This is a genomic window from Pseudoflavonifractor phocaeensis (genome assembly GCF_016901735.1).
Classification (GTDB): Bacteria; Bacillota; Clostridia; order Oscillospirales; family Oscillospiraceae; genus Pseudoflavonifractor_A.
Map to the genome: position 1 here is coordinate 12,751 of NZ_JACLZC010000029.1, position 21,913 is coordinate 34,663.

Sequence of the window (21,913 nt, forward strand, 5' to 3'; positions counted from 1 at the left end):
GTCATAGAGAGGAAACGCCTATGCTGTTGTCTGTATCCCTCACCCTGCTGGAAGGTCTCGTTGTTACCTTGCAGCTCTTTGCCCTCACCCTGCTCTTTGCCCTTCCGCTGGGTCTTATCATCTCCTTTGGTTCCATGAGCCGGTGTACCCCGCTGCGGGCGGTGGTCAGGACGATTGTGTGGGTCATCCGCGGCACCCCTCTGATGCTCCAGATCCTGGTGGTGTTTTACGGTCCCGGTCTGATGTTTGACCTGCCGCTGCTGCCGCGGTTCACGGCGGCGGTGGTGACCTTTGTCATCAACTACGCCTGCTACTTTTCCGAGATCTTTCGAGGCGGCATTCAGGGCGTGCCGCTGGGCCAGCAGGAGGCCGGTCTGGTGCTGGGCATGACCAAGCGCCAGATCTTCTTCAAGGTCACCCTGCTTCAGGTCATCAAACGTATCGTTCCCCCCATGGGCAATGAGTTTATCACTCTGGTAAAGGACACTGCCCTTGTGCGCACCATCTCGGTATATGAGATCATCTGGATGGGGGAATCCTACATCAAAAAGGGCATGATTTGGCCCCTGTTTTACACCGCCGTGTTTTATCTGGTGGTCAACGGCATTCTCACCCTGCTGTTTGGCTGGTTTGAGAAGAAGCTGGACTATTTCAAGTAAGGAGGCCCGTCATGCCCATTCTGGATGTACAGCATATTGAGAAGCATTTTGGAGATACCCGGGTGCTGGAGGACATCAGTTTTTCGCTGGAACAGGGCCAGGCCATGGCCATTATCGGCTCTTCCGGCTCGGGCAAAACCACCCTGCTGCGGTGTCTCAATTTCCTGGAGACCCCCAACCAGGGCAAGATTCTAGTCAACGGGGAGACTCTGTTTGACGCGGACGACCCCGCGACCCAGCGGGAGGCGGAGGTGCGGAAAAAGCGGCTCCATTTTGGACTGGTATTCCAGTCGTTCAACCTCTTTCCCCAGTATACCGCCCTGGAGAACGTGACGTTGGCGCCCCAGCTGCTGGCCCAGGAACAGCCCGACTTCAAGGCGCGGAGGCGGGAAATTTTGGAGGAGATCAGCAGCCAGGGCCAGGCGCTGCTGGAGCGGATGGGTCTGGCGGACCGTTCGGGACACTATCCCCACCAGCTCTCCGGCGGCCAGCAGCAGCGGGTGGCCATTGCCCGGGCGCTGGCTCTGAAGCCGGACATCCTGTGTTTTGATGAACCAACCTCGGCGCTGGACCCGGAGCTGACCGGCGAGGTCTTAAAGGTCATCCGCTCCCTGGCGGAGCAAAAGACCACCATGATTATCGTCACCCACGAGATGGCCTTTGCCCGGGATGTGGCCGACCAGGTGATTTTCATGGACAGCGGGATCATCGTGGAACAGGGAGAGGCGCGGCAGGTCATTGAGCATCCCCGGGAAGAACGTACCCGGCAGTTTTTGTCCCGCTACGCCGGTTCGTAAGGAGCAAAAAAGCATCAGAAAGCCCGGCAGCTTCCCGAAAAAGAGAAGCTGCCGGGCTTTTTTATGCCCTTAGGGTACCAGGCCCAGGCGCTGGAGGACCAGGGCGGCCTGTTCCCGGGTGAGGGGGGTCTGGGGGGCGGAGCCGTCAAAGACGCCGGCGGTCTTGGCCTTGGTCCAGGCGTCGGCGGCCCAGTCGCTGGGGGCTTTTTTCTGCTGCTCCTGCTGCCAGGCGGCCAGGGCGGCGGCGAACATGGCGTTGAATTCGGTCTGGGTCATAGTCTCCTCCTTGGGGACATCCGCCAGCAGGGCGGCCACGTCCGCCCGGAGGGTGTCCATACTCTTGTTGTGTTTGGGGAACCAGTGGGACACGTCGGCGTGGTTGCTGGCGATGTCCCGCAGGCACCCTTCATGGTGGTCCACGATGTCGGTCAGGGGGTCCAGGTCGTAGCGCCGGCACAAAAAGGCGCACAGCTCCACGGCGTTGCGGTAGACCTTGGCGAAGTAGGGGGCGTTTTTGACGGCGTCGTAGCCGATCATAGTGCCGCCCTGGTAGGAATGTCCGGCGGGCTCCAGGATCTCGAAGCTGATGTGGGTGTTGTTGGCCGAGGTCCCGCCCTTGGGGGGGCTGCCGGCGTGCCAGCCCCGTCGGTTCCAGGGGAGCGTCTGGATGACGCCGTCCTGGTGGACGATGGCATGGACGCAGGCGCTGGCGTCCGGGGCGTTCCACAGCCGGAGAAAGACGTCCGGGTCGGGCTGGGCCACGCCGGTGGAGTGGACCATGATTCCCTTTGGGGTGATGGTCCGCCCGGCCTGATAGCAGCCGCTGTCCGTCAGGATATGCTGGGTGAGTTCCATGGTAAATTCCTCCCTTCCATCCTATGTGTCCCGGGGCGGAAGGTTGCACGCCGGCGTGCAAAAAGGCTTTGCATCCCGGGGGAGAGAGGACTATAATCAGGAGTAAAGGATGTGAAAAACCATGAAAACAGGACTGGTGCTGGAGGGCGGCGCGCTGCGCACGATTTTCTCCAGCGGCGTCACCGACGGATTTTTGAAGCTGGGCTTTGACTTTGACTATGTGGTGGGCGTCTCGGCGGGCATTGCCTACGGGGTGAGCTATCTTTCCCGGCAGTTTGGGCGGAACCTGGAGATTCTGACCAAGTACGCCAATGACAAGCGGTATATGGGGGCGGGAAACCTCCTGAAGCCGGGGAATTTTTGCTATTTCGGCCTGAAATTCACCTATGACGACATTCCCAACAAACTGGTGCCCTTTGACTACGACGCCTTTGCCCGCTGGCCGGGGGAGGTGGAGGCGGTGGTCACCAACCTGAAAACCGGCCGGGCGGAATACTGGCCGGTGCCCCGGCGGGACAGCGATTTCCAGCTCCTCCAGGCCACCTGCGCCATGCCGCTCCTTTTCCCCATCTATCATATGGAGGGCGGGGACTATCTGGACGGCGGCGCGGCGGACGCCATCCCCTACCGCCGGGCGTTGGAGAAGGGGTGCGACAAGGTGGTGGTGGTGCTCACCAAGGAGCGGAGCTACCGCCGCCAGCCCGAGAAGCTCCAGCCGGCCATTGACCTGCGGTACCGGCAGTACCCCCATTTTTGCCAGACCATGCGGGACCGGGCCAAGACCTATAACGACTGCCGGGAGGAGCTTTTCCAACTGGAGAAGGAGGGGAAGGTATTCCTTTTCGTTCCGGAGCGCACCCAGGGCTTTTCCCGGGTGGAGCGGGACACGGAGAAGATCCGGCGGCTGTGGAAGTCGGGCCTGGGCCAGGCGTATGCCCGGGCGGAGGAATTGAAGGCGTTTTTGGCAAAATAAGTGGAAAGCGGTCCTATGCGGGCGGGGCAATGGTATCCCCTCCCACTCCGTAGGGGCGACCCTTGTGGTCGCCCGCTGCGATGCAGGCACCTCATTCTTCTGTTCCCTTCTTTGAAAGACGAAGGCCCCGGACCGCTGGTCCGGGGCCTCTCTGTGTCTTGAATGGGGGATTACTTGCGGTAGCAGATCTCGTGGCGCTTGGGGCCGGTGGAGACGATCTTCACCGGCACGCCGATCTGGGACTCGATGAAGTCCACATAGTCCTTGGCCTGCTGGGGCAGGGCGGCATAGTCGGTGATGCCGCGGACGTCGCACTTCCAGCCGGGCAGGGTGGTAAAGACGGGCTTTGCCTTCATGAGGCGGGGCGTGGTGGGGAAGCGGTCGGTGACTTCGCCGTCGATCTCGTAGCCGGTGCAGACCTTGATTTCGTCCAGGTAGCCCAGCACGTCCAGACAGGTGAGGGCCACGGAGGTAGCGCCCTGCACCATGCAGCCGTACTTGGTGGCCACGGCGTCAAACCAGCCCACCCGGCGGGGACGGCCGGTGGTGGCTCCGAACTCGCCCTTGTCGCCGCCCCGGCGGCGCAGCTCGTCGCCCTCCTCGCCCAGCAGCTCGCTGACGAAGGGCTCGGTGTGGGAGCCCACCGAGGAGGAGTACGCCTTGGTGACGCAGATGACCTCCTTTACCGCAGTGGGGGGCACAGCAGCGCCCACGCAGCCGAAGCCAGCCAGGGTATGGGAGGAGGTGGTCATGGGGAAGATGCCCAGGTCGGGGTCCTTCATGGAGCCCAGCTGGCCTTCCAGCAGGATGGTCTTGTTCTGGGCCAGGGCCTCGTGGACGAAGGAGATGGCGTCGCCCACATAGGGACGGATCTCCTCCCGCAGGGAGATGAGCTCCTGGAAGAGGGCGTCCACGTCCAGCTTGGGCTTGTGGTACATGTGCTCAAAGAGGATGTTTTTGAGCTCCACGGCCCGGGTAAGGCGCTCCCGTAGGCGGTCCTCGTGGAAGAGGTCACAGACCTGAATGCCGATCTTGGCGTATTTGTCAGAGTAGAAGGGGGCGATGCCCGACTTGGTGGAGCCGAAGGCCTTACCGCCCAGGCGCTCCTCCTCGTAGGTGTCCTGGAGGACGTGGTAGGGCATCAGGATCTGGCAGCGCTCCGAGACGATGAGGTTGGGGGCGGGGACGCCCTGCTGGGTGATGGCGCGGAGCTCATCCACCAGGCGGCGGATGTCCAGCGCCACGCCGTTGCCGATGATGTTGGTGATATGCGGGTAAAAGGTGCCGGACGGGAGAATATGCAGGGCAAACCGGCCAAACTCGTTGATGATGGTATGACCGGCGTTGGCGCCGCCCTGGAAGCGGATGACCACGTCGGACTGTTCCGCCAGAAGGTCGGTGATCTTGCCTTTGCCCTCGTCGCCCCAGTTGGCGCCGACGATTGCTTTGACCATAATGATTCCTCCTGCCGCGGGGATTCGCGCATTGGCCTTTTCCCGCGAGCCATTGTGCGTTGGGACGGCAGCGGTCCACAACTAAAGTTATTATATCGCGCTCTTTCGGTAAAGGCAAGGCGAAATCCACAAACAGGCGGGGAAAAAGTGGAGAAAATTTTATTGGACGGGTTCGGTGTCCCACGGAAGGGGGACTTGGAGGAAATGGTCGGCCAGGCGTCCGGGGGGGAAGAAGAGGACGGGGCCCTCTTCGGTGAGGTAAAAGCGGTCGGGGTCCAGGGCGGCGCGGAGGCGGGCCTTCCAGTCGGGGAAGAGGCCGGGCCGGGCCTCCAGCGCCTGGGAGAGGCGGGCCGTCAGGTCCCGGCGGCGGAGGGGGAGGACCTCTTTCAGCGTGAGGAGTGCGCCGGTGCGCAGGTCCCAGCACTCGCCGCAAGAGACGGTTTTGACGGTCTCTCCCCGCGTGACGGAGGCGGTCCACAGGAGGCTGAACTGGTCCTGGGTGTGGAGGGTGACCCGGTAGTCCAGGGAAGCGGACCAGGGGGGCGGGGGCGCTTGGGCGGCGGCGCGGTAGAGGGGACCGGTCCACCGCCGCCGCCAGGCCTCCCGCAGCCGGGTGAAATGGCGGTTCACCCGCTCGGCGCCCGTCCCTCCGCCGGTGAGGCGGGGAAGGGAGAGGGTGAGGGAGAGGACCGGCCTGCCCTGGGCGCGCAGGACCTGGACCCATCGCACCGGCCGGCACTGGCCGTTGGAAAAGAGAGCGGACATGAAAAACCCCTCCTGACAGACAGAATACGGAGCGTTGGTGCCCTTTATTCTATGCCGCGGCGTGGGGGCTGGGGACGGCGGCGGGAATTTCTGACGGAAAGGAGAAAAGAGTGTTTACTTTGTTGATTCACTTTGGTAAAATATGTGGTGGACAGTTGCCCGCCCGTCCCCAAGACGCGGCGGGCCAAACTCACGGAACACCACATACGGGAGGTAACCGTTTTGTCAAAAAACAGAAAGAAGGAGCCGAATGACCTGCTCTACGAGACCATTCTCTCACTGAAGGATCTGGACGAGTGCAAGCGTTTTTTCTCCGACCTGTGCACAGTGGCCGAGCTGCGGTCCATGGAACAGCGCTTTGAGGTAGCGCTGCTGCTGAGCGACGGGATGATTTATAATGATATCCTGGAGCGGACAGGCGCGTCCAGCGCCACCATCAGCCGGGTGAACCGGTCTCTTCAGTACGGCGCGGACGGCTATCAGACCGTTCTGCCCCGGGTGAAGGAGCAGCTCAGGCGTGATGGAAAGTTATGAGTTTCTGGCCGGGTGCTACGACGCGCTGACCACCGACGTGCGCTATCCCCTGTGGGCGGATTATCTGGAAAAGCACTTTACAAAGTCCAGGCTGCCCATCCATACAGTGCTGGACTTGGCCTGCGGGACGGGGAGCCTGACGGTGGAGCTGGCCCGGCGGGGCTATGAGATGATCGGCGCCGACCGGTCGGAGGAGATGCTGGCCCAGGCCCAGGAAAAGACGGCGGAGCTGGGGGAGGCGCTGCCCATCCGGCCCATTTTTCTCCATCAATCCATGGAGAAGCTGGACCTCTACGGCACCATAGACGCCTGCGTCTGCTGTCTGGACAGCGTGAATTATGTGACCAGGCCGGATCTGCTGGCCAAGGCGTTTCAGCGGGTCCACCTCTTTTTGATGCCGGGCGGGCTGTTTATTTTTGATATCAACACGCCGGAAAAGCTGAAAGTGCTGGACGGCCAGGTCTTTCTGGACGAGACGGAGGACGCCTACTGCGTCTGGCGGGCGGAGTACGCGCCCCGGCGGCGGATCTGCACCTATGCCATGGACGTATTCCGCCATGTCCGGGGCGATCTGTGGGAGCGGGGCACCGAGCTCCACGAGGAGTACGCCTATGAGCCGGACCAGCTGGAGGAGATGCTCCGCCAGGCGGGCTTTGGACAGATCAAGCGATATGGCGAGCGGAAGATGCGGGCTCCCAAAGCGGGAGAAGAACGGATTTTCTTTGTCGCGAGAAAGGATTTTTAGCCAATTATGTCAGATCAGATTGTAAGGGTGCTGGCCAAGGACGCGCCCGTCAAGGCCAGCGCGATTTCGGCCCGGGCGCTGGTGGAGCGGGCGCGGCAGATTCACAAGACGCTGCCGGTGGCCACGGCGGCCCTGGGACGGGCGCTGATGGGCTGCTCCATGGTGGGCAACCAGTTAAAGGAGGAAAAGGGCAGCGTGACGCTGCGCATCAAGGGCGGCGGTCCGCTGGGCACGGTGACGGCGGTGTCCGACTGCGCGGGCAACGTCCGGGGCTATGTGCAGAACGGCCTGGTGGAGCTGCCCCTGAAGGCGCCGGGTAAGCTGGACGTGGGCACGGCGGTGGGCTGCGACGGCACCCTGACCCTCATCAAGGACCTGGGGCTGAAGGAGCCCTATGTGGGGAGCATCGGCCTTCTGTCCGGCGAGATTGCCGACGATCTCACCGCCTACTTTGCCGAAAGCGAGCAGATCCCCTCGGCCTGTGCTCTGGGGGTGCTGGTGGATACCGACCAGAGCGTGCTGTGCGCCGGCGGATATCTCATCCAGCTGCTGCCCGGCGCGGACGACGAGGTCATCACCAAGGTGGAACAGGGCGTGGCCCGGGTGGGCGCGGTGACCAACCACCTGAAGGAGGGCGTCACGGCCCTAGCGCTGGTGCGCGAGGTTTTGAGGGACTTCGACCTGGAGGTTCTGGAGGAGTCACCGGTGGAGTACCGGTGCTACTGCGACCGGGACCGGGTGACCCGGGCCCTCATCAGCATGGGCCGGGCGGAGCTGGAGTCCCTCATCGCCGAGCAGGGGGGCGCGGAGCTTACCTGCCAGTTCTGCGACCGGGTGTACCGCTACACCCGCCAGGAGCTGGAGGACCTTTTGGCCCGGATATAAAGCGGAACGGTCCCCCATTCCGCGGGGGATGGGGGACCGAAATAAAATGAAAAAAAGTGGTTGACAAGTGGAAGGGGGTTTGTTATAATAACCTACGTCGCGTGAGACACGACAGCGCGAAAGGTCCCGTCAAAGGGATGACAGGGGAGCATAGCTCAGCTGGGAGAGCGCATGCCTTACAAGCATGATGTCACAGGTTCGAGCCCTGTTGTTCCCACCATATCATATGGCGCGGTAGTTCAGTTGGTTAGAACGCCGGCCTGTCACGCCGGAGGTCGAGGGTTCAAGTCCCTTCCGCGTCGCCATATGCCTCTGTAGCTCAGTTGGTAGAGCAGGGGACTGAAAATCCCCGTGTCGCTGGTTCGATTCCGGCCGGAGGCACCATCCACTCCAAGCTTCTTGGAGTGAGATGCAGGTGTAGCTCATCTGGTAGAGCGCCACCTTGCCAAGGTGGAGGTAGCGAGTTCGAGCCTCGTCACCTGCTCCAAAAATGATAACAAGAGCGGTACTTGCTCTTGTTATCCATATGGCGCCATAGCCAAGCGGTAAGGCAGAGCTCTGCAAAAGCTTTATTCCCCAGTTCGATTCTGGGTGGCGCCTCCAAAAAAGAAGCACTTGCTTTGCAGGTGCTTCTTTTTTGGATACCTGGGAAATTTGAAATGCTCGGGCGAAATGAATTCGCCCTCCGCCGAGGTTTTGGCCTCCGGCCAAAACGCTCGTACGGCGCAACGCGCCGCCCCACTGTGTGGGGTCCCGGTCTTGTCCGGCATCTATACTTTGCGGACAAGACAGAACCATCCGACATATCCGAAAGGGTCTGTCGGATTTTTTATGCCCTGGGCAAAAGTGTATCCCACCTCCTATGATGGTATGATATGATAACATATTAGCACAGAAAGAGGATAAAAACAATTGTGAGGGGGAGAATCGCTTTCTGAAGGAAGAATTTAAGGGTTTGGCGCCAAAAGATCGGCTTCTCCCCTTGTGAAAAAGCGGAAAGTATCGTATAGTACCACTATATAAAAAATTGATCCGATTTTGCCGCGGCGAAAAAGAAAGGGGGGATCGGCTTGATTACGGTAACCTTGCTCGGCACATCGGCGCTCATTCCCCTGCCGGACCGGGCGGAGACCGCTGCTCAGCTGGTCTGCGGGGGCCATTCCATTTTGTTTGACTGCGGGGAGGGCACCCAGACCGCCGCCAGAAAGGCGGGGGTCAGTCTGATGAAAACCGACGTCATCGCCCTGACCCACTACCACGGGGACCATATTTTCGGCCTGCCCGGCCTGCTCCAGACCATGGGGGTGATGGGGCGGACCCAGCCGCTGACCATTGTGGGACCGGGCGCGGTGGAACAGGAGCTGGAGCCTATCCTGGCGCTGACGGGTTGGCTGCCCTATGCCCTCCGGCTTGTGACCATTCCGGAGGAAGGAGTGGTGCTGAACCGCCTTTCCGAGGGCTGGCCGGACGGGGCAAGGCTGATCCCCGTTCCCACGGTCCATCGGGTGGTCAGTCAGGGCTATGCCTTTGTGCTGCCCCGGGCGGGCAAGTTCCAGCCGGAAAAGGCCAAGGCCCTGGGCGTACCCACCAACCAGTGGCGCTTCCTGCAAAAGGGAGAGTGCGTACAGGTGGGGGAGGAGACGATCCTGCCCGAAATGGTCATGGGCGCGCCCAGAAAGGGCTTGAAGGTGGTCTTTTCCGGTGACACGGCCGCCTGTGAGCGCCTGCAAAAGGCGAGTGAGGAGGCCGATCTGCTGCTGTGCGAGGCCACGTACGGTGAAAACGACCAGGGTCAGCTGGCGGCAGAGCACGGCCACATGAACTTCGCCCAGGCCGGCCAGCTGGCGGCCCAGGCCGGCGTCAAGCGGCTGTGGCTGATGCACTACTCCCAGATGGTGGAGGAGCCGCTGGACTACCTGCCCAATGCCCAGGCGTTTTTCCCCGGGGCCGAATGCGGCGTGGACGGCAAGACGATCACCCTCCGGTTTGAAGCATGAGCGGCGGCAGGGGCGGAAATGAGCTGGAAAGGAGGAAGGACCATGGAGGACCGGAACCGGCGGATGGCAGAGCAGATTGCCGCAAAGGTAGCCGAACAGGGTGGAAGGGTTTACTATGTAGGCGGCCTGGTGCGGGACAAGCTGCTGGGGATTGAGAACAAGGATGTGGACATCGAGATCCACGGCGTCACGCCCGAGACGTTGGAAGAGATTCTGGATGGTTTGGGCGAGCGGACGGAAATGGGGGTCAGCTTTGGCATCTACGGGCTCAAGCACTATGACGTAGACATTGCCATGCCACGCAGGGAGCGGGCCACCGGCCGGGGCCACCGGGACTTTGCCGTCATGACCGATCCGTTTTTGGGGACGGAAAAGGCGGCCCAGCGGCGGGATTTCACCATCAACGCCCTGATGGAGGACGTGCTCAGCGGCGCGCTGGTGGACCACTACGGCGGAGTTGACGATCTGAAAAAAGGGGTCATCCGCCACGTGAACCGGGACACCTTTGTGGAGGACCCGCTGCGGGTGCTGCGTGCCGCCCAGTTTGCGGCTCGATTCGGCTTTACCGTGGCGCCGGAGACGGTGGCGCTGTGCGGGACCATGGATCTGTCGGCCCTGCCCAAGGAGCGGATTGAGGGCGAGGTAAAAAAGGGACTGCTCAAATCGGTCCGTCCCTCTGTATTTTTTGCGTCGCTGCGGGAGATGGGGCAGCTGAGCCTTTGGTTCCCCGAGGCGGAGGCCCTCATCGGCGTTCCGCAAAACCCCGTCTATCACGGAGAAGGGGATGTCTGGACCCATACCATGATGGTGCTGGATGAAGCCGCCCAATACCGGGACCGGGTGTCCAATCCCTTCGGCTTTATGCTGGCGGCGCTGACCCATGATTTTGGCAAGGCGGTGTGTACCGAAACGATAGACGGAAAGATCCACGCCTACCGGCACGAGGTGAAGGGCCTTCCCATTGTGGAGGCATTTCTCAGCCGGCTCACCGGTGAAACGAAGCTGATGCAATATGTGCTGAATCTGACCCGGCTGCACATGAAGCCCAACATGGTGGCCGAGGCCAGGTCCTCGGTCAAGGCCACCAACCGGATGTTTGACCAGGCCATAGACCCGGAGGCGCTGCTCTGCATTGCCGCCGCAGATGACGCGGGCCGGATCAGCCAGATGAAACCGGTGGAGAATCAGGACTTTTTGCGGGAGCGCCTGGCGCTCTACCGGGCGTATATGGCGCGGCCCCACGTCATGGGCAAGGACTTGGTGGAAGCCGGCCTGCGTCCCGGCCCGGACTTTTCGGAGCTGCTGGCCTTTGCCCATAAGCTGCGGCTTGCGGGAGTGGAGAAGCCAAAAGCGCTGGCGGAGACTCTGGCTTATGCCAGAAAGCTGCGCGGTGCATCCGTATAAAATCAGAAAATAACGAACAAGGATATGGCCCATCGGTCCGCCCTGCGGCAGACCGGGGTCATATCTTTTTTGACGTCTTTATAAGACCGGTTTATCGGACTGACTCTATGGCGGGCGGTTGCGGTTTTTACGGATTTGCCCTACAATACAGGCAAGGAAGCGCAGCATTTCAATGAGGTGATGAATATGGAGCATGCGATTCTGCGTCCCCAGGCCGAGCGGCGGTATCAGGAGGAGCTGGCGGCGCTGCGCGTCTGGGATCAGGGGAACCGAAAGCCGGAAAACTGGCTGCTGTCCCCCAAGGCGGTGCGGCTTTTTATTTTAGGGTCCAGCCAGCCGGTGGACTGCGGGGGTCAGGCGGTGACCATCCGGAAAAAATATCTGGGCAACGACGCTCTGGTGGAGCGGTGCATCATCACGCTGGCGGGCAACCGGGGTCTGATGCTGGTGGGGGAGCCGGGCACGGCAAAGACCATGCTCTCCGAGCTGCTGTCCGCCGCCATCAGCGGGTGCAGCACCAACACGGTGCAGGGTACCGCCGGCACCACCGAGGACATGATCAAATACAGCTGGAACTACGCCCTTTTGCTGGCCAACGGTCCCAGCCGTCAGGCGCTGGTGCCGGCGCCCCTCTATGTGGGGATGGAAAAGGGCATTCTCACCCGCTTTGAGGAGATCACCCGCACGCCGGCGGAGGTACAGGACAGCCTCATCAGCGTGCTGAGCGACAAGGTGCTCAACAGCCCGGAGCTGGGGGACGACGGGCTGCTCTTTGCCCGGCCGGGGTTCAACGTGATCGGCACGGCCAACACCCGGGACAAGGGGGTCAACGAGATGTCCAGCGCCTTAAAGCGCCGCTTCAACTTTGAGACGGTCCAGCCGGTGGGAGACGTGGCGCTGGAAAAACAGATCATTCTCAACGAGGTGGGGGCGCTGGCCGCGGCGGCGGGCATCACCCAGCCGCTGGACGAAGAGGCGGCGGAGCTGCTGGCCACCACCTACCATGAACTGCGGGAGGGGGTCTCCGCCGAGGGGCACCGGCTGGAACGGCCCGCCGCGGTCATGAGCACCGCCGAAGCGGTGTCGGTTTACTATCAGACCATGATGACGGCCTGGTATTACGGCGACGGCCGGATGGACGCGGGCTGTCTGGTGGAACATCTGGTGGGGGCGGTGGCCAAGGAGTCCGACGAGGACATGGGCAAGATCGAGGGCTACTTTTCTACGGCGGTACGGGACAAAGCACGACGGGAGGGCGGAGCATGGACGCGCTATTACGAGGCCAGAAGCCGTCTGAAGTGATCCCCTTTTCGCTGGACGCGCCGGTGCTCTACTATCCGGTGCGCCACCACAGCCCGGCCTGCGCCTGGCATCTGGAACGGGTCATCGCGCGGTATGCGCCCGACTGTATTCTGGTGGAGGGACCGGAGAACGCCAATCCACTCATCCCGGTGCTGACCGATCCCGATACCAAAGCGCCGGTGGCCCTGTACTACGCCTTTCGGGACGAAAAGGGGCTGTTGTCGGAGGAAGGAAAGGGCGAACAAGGGCGGTTCCGGTGCTACTATCCCTTTTTGGACCACTCGCCCGAGCTGGTGGCCCTGCGGGCGGCGGCGGCGCGGGGGAGTTACGCCGCGTTTATAGACTTGAGCTACGGGGAGATTCTGCTGGCCACCCAGGCGGCCCGGGGTCTGCGGGCTGTGGGAGAAAAGCAGAGCTACGCCAGCGACCGGTATTTATCGGACAACCAGGTCCAAAGGCGTCTTTGTGAGAAGGCCGGGCTGCGGAGCTTTGAGGAATTTTGGGAAAAGTATTTTGAGTCGGCGGGGCTTTTTTTGAGCGACGAGGCTTTTGTGAGACAAATGAACGCCTATTGCCTGCTTGTCCGGCGGCATACGCCGGAGCGGGCGCTGGAGGAGGACGGCTGCCTGGCCCGGGAGGCCCACATGGCCATGCGCATCCGGGCGGCCGCCGGGCAATACCGCCGGGTGCTGGTGGTGGCGGGGGGCTTTCATCTCTGGGGGCTGCTGCATCCCCTTCCGGTCCCGGCGTGGGATGAGGCCCTGCCGGAGGGCGTCCAGTCGGTCTACCCCATGCGCTACACCCTGCCGGCCGCCGACGCCCTTTCGGGCTATGCCAGCGGGATGCCGTCGCCGGGCTACTATGCCGATTTGTGGACCGCCCTCCACAGCATGGACCCGGCGGAGGCCTGGACGGCGGTGACCCTGGACTATCTGGTCAAAACGGGGCGTCAGCTGCGGCGGGAGGGGGAGACCATCTCCGCCGTTGACGAACGCTGTGCGTTTCAGCAGGCCAGGGGTCTGGCGGAGCTGCGGGAAAAGCCGTCGCCCGGCCTCTATGAGTTGCAGGACGCGGTGCTGAGCAGCTTTGTCAAGGGAGAGGTCACCGTTTCCGGGGCGGCGCCTCTGCGGGTGCTGAAGGCGCTGACCACCGGCAAGGCGGTGGGGCAGCTGTGCGACGGGGCGCTGCGTCCTCCGCTGGTGCGGGATTTTGACGATCAATGCCGCGCCTTCCGGCTCAAACGGGAGACGGCGTCCCGGGAAAAGCTGACCCTCTCCATTTTTTCCTTGCCCCGGCACCGGGCCCTCAGCCGTTTTCTGCACCAGACGGTGTTTTTGGACTGCGGCTTTGCCCAGCGGCAAAAGGGCCCCGACTTACAGCGCCGCCGGGACCGGAATCTGATTCGGGAGCTCTGGTCCTACCGCTGGACCATCGGCGTGGAGGCGGCCCTCGTGGAGCACGCGGTGTGGGGCGCCACCATGGCCGAGGCCTGCGGAACGGAGCTGCGGGCGCGGATGTCCAGAGCGGAGCGGGCGGGGGTAGGGGCCGGACTGCTGGTCCAGGGATTTCTGATGGGCATTGGGGATGTGGCGGACGAGATGGCCGGACAGCTGGAGGATCTGCTCATCACGGACGGCGACTTTGCCTCCCTGTGCGAGGCGTTCGCCGCCCTCAGCACCCTGGAGGAGTGGCAGGGGCAGTACGGCGAGGAGGGGACGTACGACTATCCGGCCCTGCTGGACCGCTGCTTTGGCCGGGTCGTGCAGCTGCTGCCCGCCATGCACGCCGTGGACGACCGTGGGGTGTCGGCGGTGCAGCAGGCCTGTATGCTGCTCTACCAGGTCACCGGACGGGAGGCCTTCGCCCACCGGCGGTCCGCGCTGGTGGACGCCTTTGCGCGCTTGGTAGGTTGGGACCCCATCCATCCCGCCCTCCACGGGGCGGCGCTGGGGCTGCTCTACGGCTGTGACCCGGCCTGGAAGGGGGAGATTGACGGGACCATCCGGGGTTATCTGCGGGGGACCCGAGGCATGATGCTGCGCTCGGCGGCGTTTTTGCAGGGGCTTTTCTATACCGCCCGGGACCTGCTGCTGGTGGACCGGGACTTTTTGGGCCAGATTGACGCTCTGCTGTCCGAGCTGAGCGAGGCGGATTTTATGGACCTGCTCCCCGAGCTGCGTCTGGCCTTCAGCTATTTTGTGCCTATGGAGACCGACCGCATCGCCCGTCAGGCGGCGGCGCTGCACGGGGCGCGGGGGCGGGATCTGGACCGCGCCGCGGTGGACGCCGACGCCTACGCCAGGGCCGAGGGGGTGGACGCCTGGGCCGCGGCCCGGCTGGAGCTGTGGGAACAGAAAGGAGCGGATGGGACATGGTGAGCGACGGCGCGGTGCTGAACCGCTGGCGGCTGGTGCTGGGCAAAAACGCCCGGCAGCAGCTGGCGCTGGACCAGGCGCGCCTGGTGCGGATGGACGAGGCGCTGGATTTTCTCTACGGCCGGGAGGGCGGGGAGGACGTGAAGGAGCGGGAGCCCCAGGGGGGACATGGGGAGAGCCAGCTCACGGTATCCCGGTGGCTCAGCGAGATACGCTGTCTCTTTCCCCGGGAGACGGCGGAGATTTTGCAGCGCCACGCCCTGGACCGCTACCAGCTGACCGAGCTGCTCACGGACCGGGAGATTTTGGAGCGGATGGAGCCCAACGAGGCCCTTTTGGAGACGATATTAAGCCTCAAGCATCTGATGAAGGGGCCGGTGCTGGAGGCCGCCCGGGGAATCGTCAGGCGGGTGGCGGAGGAGCTGACCCGGCGGATGCAAAGCGAGGTGCGGCGTTCGGCGCTGGGCAAGCTGGACCGGGGCAGCCGGAGCCGGACCCCCTCTCTCCGCAATCTGGACGTCCGGCGGACCATCTGGAAAAATCTGTCCCATTATGATCTGGAAAAGCGCCGTCTGATGGTAGAGCGGGTTTACTTCAACGGCCGGGTCAAGCGGTACAATCCCTGGCGGGTGATCCTGGCGGTGGATGAGAGCGGCTCCATGCTGCACAGCATCATCCACAGCGCGGTGATGGCGGGGATCTTTGCCAGGCTGCCCATGCTGGATACCCGCCTGGTGATTTTTGACACCGCCGTGGTGGACCTGAGCGGCCGGGTGGAGGACCCGGTGGAGACCCTGATGAGCGTTCAGCTGGGGGGCGGGACCGACATTGCCGGAGCTCTGCGCTACTGTGAATCGCTCATCGCCTTTCCCCACCGCACCATGGTGGTGCTGGTCAGCGACCTGTGCGAGGGGAACACCAGAGAAAATCTCTACGGGGTCTGCCATGATATTTTGGAGAGCGGGGCCAAGCTCATCGCGCTGACCGCTCTGGACGAGACCGCCGCCCCCGCCTATGACCGGACCACCGCGGAGCGTCTGGCCGGGATGGGAGCGTATGTGGGGGCCATGACGCCGTCCCGTCTGGCGGATTTTATGGCCGGTGTGATGCGGGAATAGAAGGAGGGAGGGCCATGGATCTGCCCAAAAATCTGGCCGCCGCGCTGGCCGCCGCGGACGAGGGGTATTTGACCGGCCTTTGCAACAAGGGCACCGTGAACCGGGCCAAGAAGGACCTGGCGGCCCTGCCCCCGCCGGAGGTCCGGCCAGAGGGAGACGGGGTAGAGGTGCGGATGGGGGACACGGTCTGTCTCATCCGGGCGCCGCTGGGGGAGAGCCGCTGCTCCTGTCCCAGCAGCGGAATCTGCCGCCACCGGATCACGGCCATTTTGTGGCTCAAAGAGCAGGCCGGCGGGCCGCCGGAGCCGGAGGAGAAAGGGCCGGACTTTGGGGCGCTGCGGGCCTATCCTACCGAAAAGCTGGTCAAGCAGCTGGGGGCAAAGCGGCTTTCCGCCGTGCTCTTCCGCCACCGGAGCGGGACCGGGCCCAAAATGACGGAGCGCTCGGTGGTGACGGTGGAGCTGCCCTGGCTGCCGGCCACGGTGCGCCTGCTGGAGCCGTTGGCCCACAGCACCTGTACCTGCCACAGCAGGCAATTCTGCGTCCATAAAGCGGAGGCGCTCCTTTTCTGGCAGCTGAAGGAGGGCGTCGCCCGGCCGGAGGCGCTGGAGGAGGAGGAGACCTTCGGGGAGGGGTGGGACGCGGCGCAGGTCCGCGGCATCGCCCAGAGCGTGGAGCAGACCCTGGCCGCGCAGCTGGCCACCGGTCTGAGCCGTCTTTCGCCGGGGGTGTGCGAGACGGTGGAGCGGATGGCGTCTCTCTGCCATACGGCCCGGCTGCCCAATCTGGAACGGGCCCTGCGGAGTCTCCACGGGGAGTACGCCGCCTATTTTGCCCGTTCGGCCACCTACCGGGATACCGCCCTGCTGGCCCGCCTTGCCCGGGCTTTTCGGCTGGCCCGGGGCCTGGAGGGGGCCGGAGAGGAGGAGATTCGGAAGCTGGCCGGCGTATTCCGGGAGGAATATGAGCCGGTAGGGCATCTCCGGCTCTATCTGCTGGGCCTGCGGGAGCTGTCGGTCCGGGGGGGTTATCGGGGGACGGTCTACTACTTCTGGGAACGGGAGGAGCGGACGTTTTATACCTTTTCCGATCTGCGTCCCACCTTTTATCAAAACGGGGAAGGGTCCGCCCGTCGGCCGGAGGCCGCCGCGCCCTGGGGGCTGCCCTGCACCCTGCGGCAGGCGTGGAACTGCGCTCTGGACCTGACCGGCGCGAAGGCCACCCGCGGGGGCAATCTCTCCTCCACCGGGACGTGCGCCGCGGTGTTGTCCGGACGGCTGCCGCCGGGCAAGGTCTTTCCGCCGGAGGAGATAGATACTGACTTTTCCGCGCTGCTGGAGAAAAAGAGCGCCCCACACAGCCCGGAACGGGACCGGCTGGCGGTAATACGGCCGGCCGCCTGTGAGCCCCAGGCGTATGACCGGGTACGTCAGGTCTTTTCGCTCCGCCTTCTGGACGGCGCGGGGCGGGACCTCTGGGTGGAGGTGGGCTACAAAAAGACGGAGGCCGGGGTGGTGGAGCAGCTGGAGGGACTGGCCCGGCAGCTGGAGGAGGGGACCGTACGCCGCCCCGTGTTTTTCGGCGTTCTCTACCGGGAGGCCGGCCGGCTCAAGCTCTATCCCATCGAATATTTCACCCGTTGGCAGGAGGCATTATGAGGGAATTACTGGATGATATGGCGCTTTTGCTCACGGATCTGCTCCAATCCGGCATGGACACCGGAGGACCGTCCGCCGTTCCCCGGCTGCGCCGTCTTGCGGTCCGGTGCGAGGATGTGGGGCTGCACACCGGCGGAGCGCTGCTGACCGGGCTGGCGGAGGCGCTGGACGCCCGGTCCCACACCGTGACAAAGGACGATCTGCCGGCGGCGGCGCTTCTTTGCCGCGCGGCCCGCTATGTTTCCCTCTGCCGGGAGCGGCTGGAGGAGGAGGACATCCGGGCCGGCTGGCAGTCCGCCGCCCACCCCACAGGAGAACAGGAACAAGGAGGAGCATGATGAATACCATCCAAGCCAAGGAGCAGACATTGCTGGATACCCTGCATTTTTCCCCTAAAAATAAGGCTATGGCCCTGACCTATCTGGCCGCCCCGGAGGAGGACGTCCGTCTGCTGGCGGGGGCGGAGCGGCAGGATTTCGCGGCCTTGGGCTGGGCGGAGCAGGAGGCGGCGCGGGACGGGCTGGAGCTGCTGCGCAGAGCGGGAAAGGAGGCGCGTCTGGCCCGGTACATCAGGCTCTACTGGGCCGTGGGCGGGAGCACGGCCGTTTTCCTGCTGGAGCACCCCTATCATACGGAGCGTCAGGCGGAGGAGCGGGCCCGGTGGAGTGAACTGCTGGGAAAAAGCGCCGCGGCCGCGCTGGAGGCGGAGGGCTGTCTTTGGCGGGGGCACTTCTGCGGCGTGCCCGCGTGGCTCCACGAGCAGGCCGCCGAGGCGCCCCAGGTGCTGGAGGAGGCCCAGAGCCTGAGCGGCGGCCCGCAGAGCAGCGGGACCGTGCTGCTGGCCGGCGTGCTGCTGGCCGGTCTGGCCCGGCCCGGCGTGCTCCAAAGGCTGCTGGGCGGCGGAATGGCGGCGCGGCAGGCGGCGCTTTTGTACCAGGGGAATCTGGAGGGGTTGGAGAAAGCCGCGCCGGCCCTCCAGCCCCAGGCGCGGCAGGCGCTGGCGGCGTATATCCAGCGGGGGGAGCCGGACTTGCAGCTGCCCACCCTGGGCGGGCAGACCGCCTATGACGCCCGGCCGGACCAGGTGCTGGGGGTGAAGCAGTCGGAGGACGACGGGACGGCCCTGCTGGCCGGCGCCTCCTTCCTGGGCCAGCGGCAGGACGCCCGGGCCCGCTGTGCCGTACGGGTCTGGCTGGCCCTCAACCCCGGCGCGGCGCTCCAGGGCATTTTGAACGCCGCGCCCCGGGCGTATTTGCTGGACCAGCTGGACGTCCTGCTCCAGGACCTGACCGGCAGGCGGGCCAGCGGGCGGGCCGTCATGCTGCTCTTTTTGACCGAGCGCCCCCTGGAGGAACAGGCGCTCCGGCGGACGGTGGCCGAACGGTGCGCGCACGCCGTGGGAGAGGTGCTGGAGGTACTGAACGCCGGGCAGTATCTGGAGCTGCTCCAGCTGCTGCCCAAAGCGGTGTCCCAGAGCCGGCGCACGCAGCAGGAGCAGATCATCCGGCTGCTGGAACGGCGGGTGGGGAGCGGCGGGAACGCCCTGCGGGCCTGTCTCACCGAAACGGGCTCCATGGCAAGCTGCAGGGGGCAGCTGTCCGCCGTGCAGGTGTCTCCCTATACCTACCTGCATCAGGAGGCCCAGCTGGCGGCCCATTATCGGGAGACCTTTGGCTGGGACGATTTCTCCTGCCGGTGCGGCGTGAGCTTGGCGCTGCTCTTTTGCGGCTATGAGGTGCGGCACTTTTTCCAGCCGGTGAAGGAGCTGGCCGCTTTCACCGCCGCATTGCTGGAGCGGGACTTCCCCTTTGACGGGCTGCTCCGGGTGGCGGGCACGGTCCACGACTGGTCCTATGACGACCGGGAAAAGGCGGAGATCCGCGCCGCCGTCTGTGAAGCGGTGCAAAAGCCGGACCATCTGGAGGCATTGTGCGCCGCCGCCGGTACGGGCGAGGTGTTTGGGCGGTATGTGGCCCTTATGGCGCTGGACGGCCTGTGCGCTCTGCCGGCCTGTGCCGGACGGGCCAAGGCAGCCATTCTGGAGGCCGCCGGCGATCCCTCCAAGCAGATTCAGACCCTGCTGCTGTCCATACTGGAGGGACACCTCGATTGGGCGCCGGACTGCGCCGCCCTGCTCAAAAGCAAAAAAGCCGCTCAGCGGCTGCTGGCGGTGAAGGCGGCGTCCAAGCTGGGGGAGACGTTCCGGCCCGCGCTGGAGGAGGCGCTGGCAGGGGAGAAGAGCGCCAAGGTGGCCGACGCCATCCGGGCGGCGCTGGGGGCGAAGGAGGACCGGACCGGGAGCGCCGCCGCCACGGCGGACGAGCTGGCCCTCCAAGTCTTAAAGGGCGGAAAGCGGCGCAAGCTGCAATGGCTTTTGGAGGAGCCGCTCCCGGCGCTTTGCACGGTGGAGGGGGTCCAGGTGGGGGAGGACCGGCGGGACGCCCTGCTGGCGGCCTACTATGAGCTGGGGCGCATCGGCCGCAGCGGCACGGCGGACGAACTGGCCGCCGGTCTGGACCAGGGGACGCTGTCCCAGTTGGCTCATGAGGTATATGAGCGCTGGCTGTCCGCCGGGGCCCAGAGCAAAAACAAGTGGGTGCTGCCCTTTGCGGCGGTCTTTGGAGGGCCGGCCATGACCGCCAAGCTGACCCGGGCCATCCAGGAATGGCCCCAGCACGCCCGGGGGGCCATCGCCTGCGACGCGGTGAAGGCGCTGACGCTGAGTCCCGATCCAGCGGCATTGCTGACGGTGGACGCCATTTCCCGGAAATTCAAATTCCGCCAGGTGAAGCGCGCCGCGGCGGACGCGCTGGCCCAGGCGGCCCAGGAGCTGGGAATCACGCCGGAGGAGCTGGCCGACCGCATCGTGCCCGATCTGGGCTTTACTGCCGGCGGGACCCGGGTCTTTGACTACGGTCCCCGCCGCTTTACCGTGCGTCTCACCCCTACGATGGAGCTGGAGATCACCAACGACAGCGGCAAGACGGTCAAGAGCCTGCCCGCGCCCGGCAAGAGCGACGAGGCCGGCAAGGCGGACGAGGCATACGCCTCCTTCAAGACCATGAAAAAGCAGATGCGCGCCACCGTAGCCGCCCAGAAAAACCGCCTGGAGGCGGCCCTGTCCGCCCTGCGCTGCTGGGACAGCGGGGCCTGGCAGGCGCTGTTTGTCCAAAATCCCATCATGCACCAGTTTGCCATCAGTCTCATCTGGGGGGTCTATGAGGGAGGAGCGCTGCAAACCACCTTCCGCTACATGGAGGACGGCTCCTTCAACACGGTGGACGAGGAGGAGTACACCCTGCCCGAGGCGGCCAGCATCGGCCTGGTCCATCCGGTGGAGCTGGATGACGAGACGCGGGAGGCCTGGAAGCGGCAGCTGGAGGACTATGAGATCAGCCCCAGCCTGCTCCAGCTGGACCGTCCGGTCTACCGTCTGGAGCCGGAGGCGGCCCAGAGCCGCGCCCTGGAGCGGTTTGGGGGAAAAATGCTCAACGGGCTTTCCCTTTCCGGCAAGCTGCTGGGTCTGGGGTGGTATCGGGGCAGCGTCCAGGACGGCGGCGGATATTACACCTTCTATCGGGAGGACCCGGCGCTGGGCTGCGGGGTGGAGCTGAACTTTTCCGGCTGCTGCATCGGCGACGAAAACGAGACGGTCACGGTATATGAGGCGGTCTTTTATCGGGCGGGGACGGTCAAGCGGGGGAGCTATTGCTATGACGTGCCCAAGGAGGAGGACATTTTCCCGCTGGGCGCCATTCCGGCGCGCTATTATAGCGAGGTGGTCTATCAGCTGGAACGGGCCACTTCCTCCAGCGGCGAGACCGACCCGGACTGGAAGCACCGGAAGGGGTGAGGGCCGTTCAGTATCGGACGGTGATTTCCCCGTCGGCGATTTGATAGAGCCGTTGGAATTCCTCCAGATCCGCGGGGGTACGGAGGAGCATGACCTCGGTGATTTTGCCGGTACGGATGTCCTGAAAACCGGCCGCCCGCTCGCCGGTACAGATGCTGGCGCGGATCACCGGGCGCAGGGTTTCCTTGTCATAGGTACGGGTCTCCGGCGGTTTTTTTCTGAAAAACATGGTGGACGCTCCTTTCGGTGGGTTTGGAGAAGGGGACTTTGTTCCTTTATGATAGTCCCGGCGTCCCGGTGCTGTCAATCGTCCGGTACGGTGGAAAAAAGAGCGGCATGGAGCATTCCATGCCGCTCGGCTTGTCGAAAAAGCCTGTTGACTCCTATCAAAATGAAAGTATCCTGCGGGAAGAATGCAGATTGCCGCAGGATCGTTTTTCGATTCCCAACGGGAACGGCCCTGCGCGGGCGGCGCAAAATGAAAGCTTTCTTTGCCTCCTTTCTTTCTCGAAAGAAAGGAGGTTCCGAAAAGGGGCTGG

At 64.0% G+C, this 21,913-nt stretch carries 19 protein-coding genes and 5 tRNA genes; 20 read left to right on the plus strand and 4 right to left on the minus strand.

The window, feature by feature from the left end:
• Positions 1–20 precede the first annotated feature (20 nt).
• Positions 21–659 (plus strand): amino acid ABC transporter permease, encoded by a 639-nt coding sequence (locus H7U37_RS07845; protein ID WP_204874926.1) that lies wholly within the window; start codon positions 21–23, stop codon positions 657–659.
• An 11-nt stretch (positions 660–670) separates the two neighbouring features.
• Complete coding sequence (locus H7U37_RS07850) at positions 671–1,456, plus strand: amino acid ABC transporter ATP-binding protein (protein WP_204874927.1); 786 nt, start codon at positions 671–673, stop codon at positions 1,454–1,456.
• A 69-nt stretch (positions 1,457–1,525) separates the two neighbouring features.
• Here H7U37_RS07850 and H7U37_RS07855 read toward each other — a convergent pair whose 3' ends face one another.
• Positions 1,526–2,311, minus strand: a complete 786-nt coding sequence (locus tag H7U37_RS07855) for a peptidoglycan recognition protein family protein (RefSeq protein WP_204874928.1) — start codon at positions 2,309–2,311, stop codon at positions 1,526–1,528.
• Between the two features lie 121 nt (positions 2,312–2,432).
• On the opposite strand from H7U37_RS07855, the gene H7U37_RS07860 reads away from it, so the two are divergent.
• Positions 2,433–3,284 (plus strand): patatin-like phospholipase family protein, encoded by an 852-nt coding sequence (locus H7U37_RS07860; RefSeq protein WP_204874929.1) that lies wholly within the window; start codon positions 2,433–2,435, stop codon positions 3,282–3,284.
• 170 nt (positions 3,285–3,454) lie between these two features.
• On the opposite strand, the gene H7U37_RS07865 is transcribed toward H7U37_RS07860, so the two are convergent.
• The gene (locus tag H7U37_RS07865) at positions 3,455–4,738 is read right to left on the minus strand and encodes an adenylosuccinate synthase (RefSeq protein ID WP_204874930.1); all 1,284 of its coding nucleotides are present in this window, start codon (positions 4,736–4,738) and stop codon (positions 3,455–3,457) included.
• A gap of 159 nt (positions 4,739–4,897) precedes the next feature.
• A complete protein-coding gene (locus tag H7U37_RS07870; RefSeq protein ID WP_204874931.1) occupies positions 4,898–5,503 on the minus strand; it encodes a hypothetical protein in 606 nt (201 codons plus the stop codon).
• A gap of 222 nt (positions 5,504–5,725) precedes the next feature.
• Here H7U37_RS07870 and H7U37_RS07875 point away from each other — a divergent pair, with 222 nt between their 5' ends.
• From H7U37_RS07875 to H7U37_RS16040, 16 genes are all read left to right on the plus strand, one after another.
• Positions 5,726–6,037, plus strand: coding sequence for a YerC/YecD family TrpR-related protein (locus tag H7U37_RS07875; RefSeq protein WP_204874932.1), 312 nt, complete (start codon positions 5,726–5,728; stop codon positions 6,035–6,037).
• Entirely contained in the window at positions 6,024–6,782 is a 759-nt protein-coding gene (locus H7U37_RS07880) for a class I SAM-dependent DNA methyltransferase (RefSeq protein ID WP_204874945.1), read from the plus strand. The genes H7U37_RS07875 and H7U37_RS07880 overlap by 14 nt, the downstream gene beginning before the upstream one ends.
• A gap of 6 nt (positions 6,783–6,788) precedes the next feature.
• Positions 6,789–7,667 carry an Hsp33 family molecular chaperone HslO gene (gene hslO / locus H7U37_RS07885; protein ID WP_204874934.1) on the plus strand — a complete coding sequence of 293 codons (879 nt, stop codon included), beginning with the start codon at positions 6,789–6,791 and terminating at the stop codon, positions 7,665–7,667.
• A gap of 144 nt (positions 7,668–7,811) precedes the next feature.
• Positions 7,812–7,887, plus strand: a tRNA-Val gene (locus H7U37_RS07890).
• A gap of 8 nt (positions 7,888–7,895) precedes the next feature.
• Positions 7,896–7,972: transfer RNA gene (locus H7U37_RS07895), tRNA-Asp, on the plus strand.
• A 3-nt stretch (positions 7,973–7,975) separates the two neighbouring features.
• A tRNA-Phe gene (locus H7U37_RS07900) sits at positions 7,976–8,051 on the plus strand.
• A gap of 27 nt (positions 8,052–8,078) precedes the next feature.
• Positions 8,079–8,154, plus strand: a tRNA-Gly gene (locus tag H7U37_RS07905).
• Positions 8,155–8,195: 41 nt separating this feature from the next.
• Positions 8,196–8,270: transfer RNA gene (locus H7U37_RS07910), tRNA-Cys, on the plus strand.
• A 467-nt stretch (positions 8,271–8,737) separates the two neighbouring features.
• Positions 8,738–9,664, plus strand: a complete 927-nt coding sequence (locus H7U37_RS07915) for a ribonuclease Z (protein WP_204874935.1) — start codon at positions 8,738–8,740, stop codon at positions 9,662–9,664.
• A gap of 42 nt (positions 9,665–9,706) precedes the next feature.
• Positions 9,707–11,068 carry a CCA tRNA nucleotidyltransferase gene (locus H7U37_RS07920; RefSeq protein ID WP_204874936.1) on the plus strand — a complete coding sequence of 454 codons (1,362 nt, stop codon included), beginning with the start codon at positions 9,707–9,709 and terminating at the stop codon, positions 11,066–11,068.
• 186 nt (positions 11,069–11,254) lie between these two features.
• A complete protein-coding gene (locus tag H7U37_RS07925) occupies positions 11,255–12,370 on the plus strand; it encodes an ATP-binding protein (protein WP_204874937.1) in 1,116 nt (371 codons plus the stop codon).
• Positions 12,331–14,748: a DUF5682 family protein gene (locus H7U37_RS07930; RefSeq protein WP_204874938.1), complete on the plus strand. Its 2,418-nt coding sequence runs from the start codon at positions 12,331–12,333 to the stop codon at positions 14,746–14,748. The genes H7U37_RS07925 and H7U37_RS07930 overlap by 40 nt, the downstream gene beginning before the upstream one ends.
• Positions 14,742–15,863: a VWA domain-containing protein gene (locus H7U37_RS07935; RefSeq protein ID WP_204874939.1), complete on the plus strand. Its 1,122-nt coding sequence runs from the start codon at positions 14,742–14,744 to the stop codon at positions 15,861–15,863. The genes H7U37_RS07930 and H7U37_RS07935 overlap by 7 nt, the downstream gene beginning before the upstream one ends.
• A gap of 14 nt (positions 15,864–15,877) precedes the next feature.
• The gene (locus H7U37_RS07940; protein WP_204874940.1) at positions 15,878–17,521 is read left to right on the plus strand and encodes an SWIM zinc finger family protein; all 1,644 of its coding nucleotides are present in this window, start codon (positions 15,878–15,880) and stop codon (positions 17,519–17,521) included.
• On the plus strand, positions 17,518–17,859 hold the full coding sequence (locus H7U37_RS07945; protein WP_204874941.1) for a hypothetical protein: 342 nt from the start codon (positions 17,518–17,520) through the stop codon (positions 17,857–17,859). The genes H7U37_RS07940 and H7U37_RS07945 overlap by 4 nt, the downstream gene beginning before the upstream one ends.
• Positions 17,859–21,374 carry a DUF4132 domain-containing protein gene (locus H7U37_RS16040; RefSeq protein ID WP_204874942.1) on the plus strand — a complete coding sequence of 1,172 codons (3,516 nt, stop codon included), beginning with the start codon at positions 17,859–17,861 and terminating at the stop codon, positions 21,372–21,374. Before H7U37_RS07945 ends, H7U37_RS16040 begins: the two co-directional genes overlap by 1 nt.
• Positions 21,375–21,381: 7 nt before the next feature.
• Here H7U37_RS16040 and H7U37_RS07955 read toward each other — a convergent pair whose 3' ends face one another.
• Positions 21,382–21,603 carry an aspartate dehydrogenase gene (locus tag H7U37_RS07955; RefSeq protein WP_204874943.1) on the minus strand — a complete coding sequence of 74 codons (222 nt, stop codon included), beginning with the start codon at positions 21,601–21,603 and terminating at the stop codon, positions 21,382–21,384.
• A 107-nt stretch (positions 21,604–21,710) separates the two neighbouring features.
• Here H7U37_RS07955 and H7U37_RS07960 point away from each other — a divergent pair.
• Positions 21,711–21,913 (plus strand): hypothetical protein (locus H7U37_RS07960; RefSeq protein ID WP_204874944.1); only part of this gene is annotated, 203 nt, incomplete at its 3' end.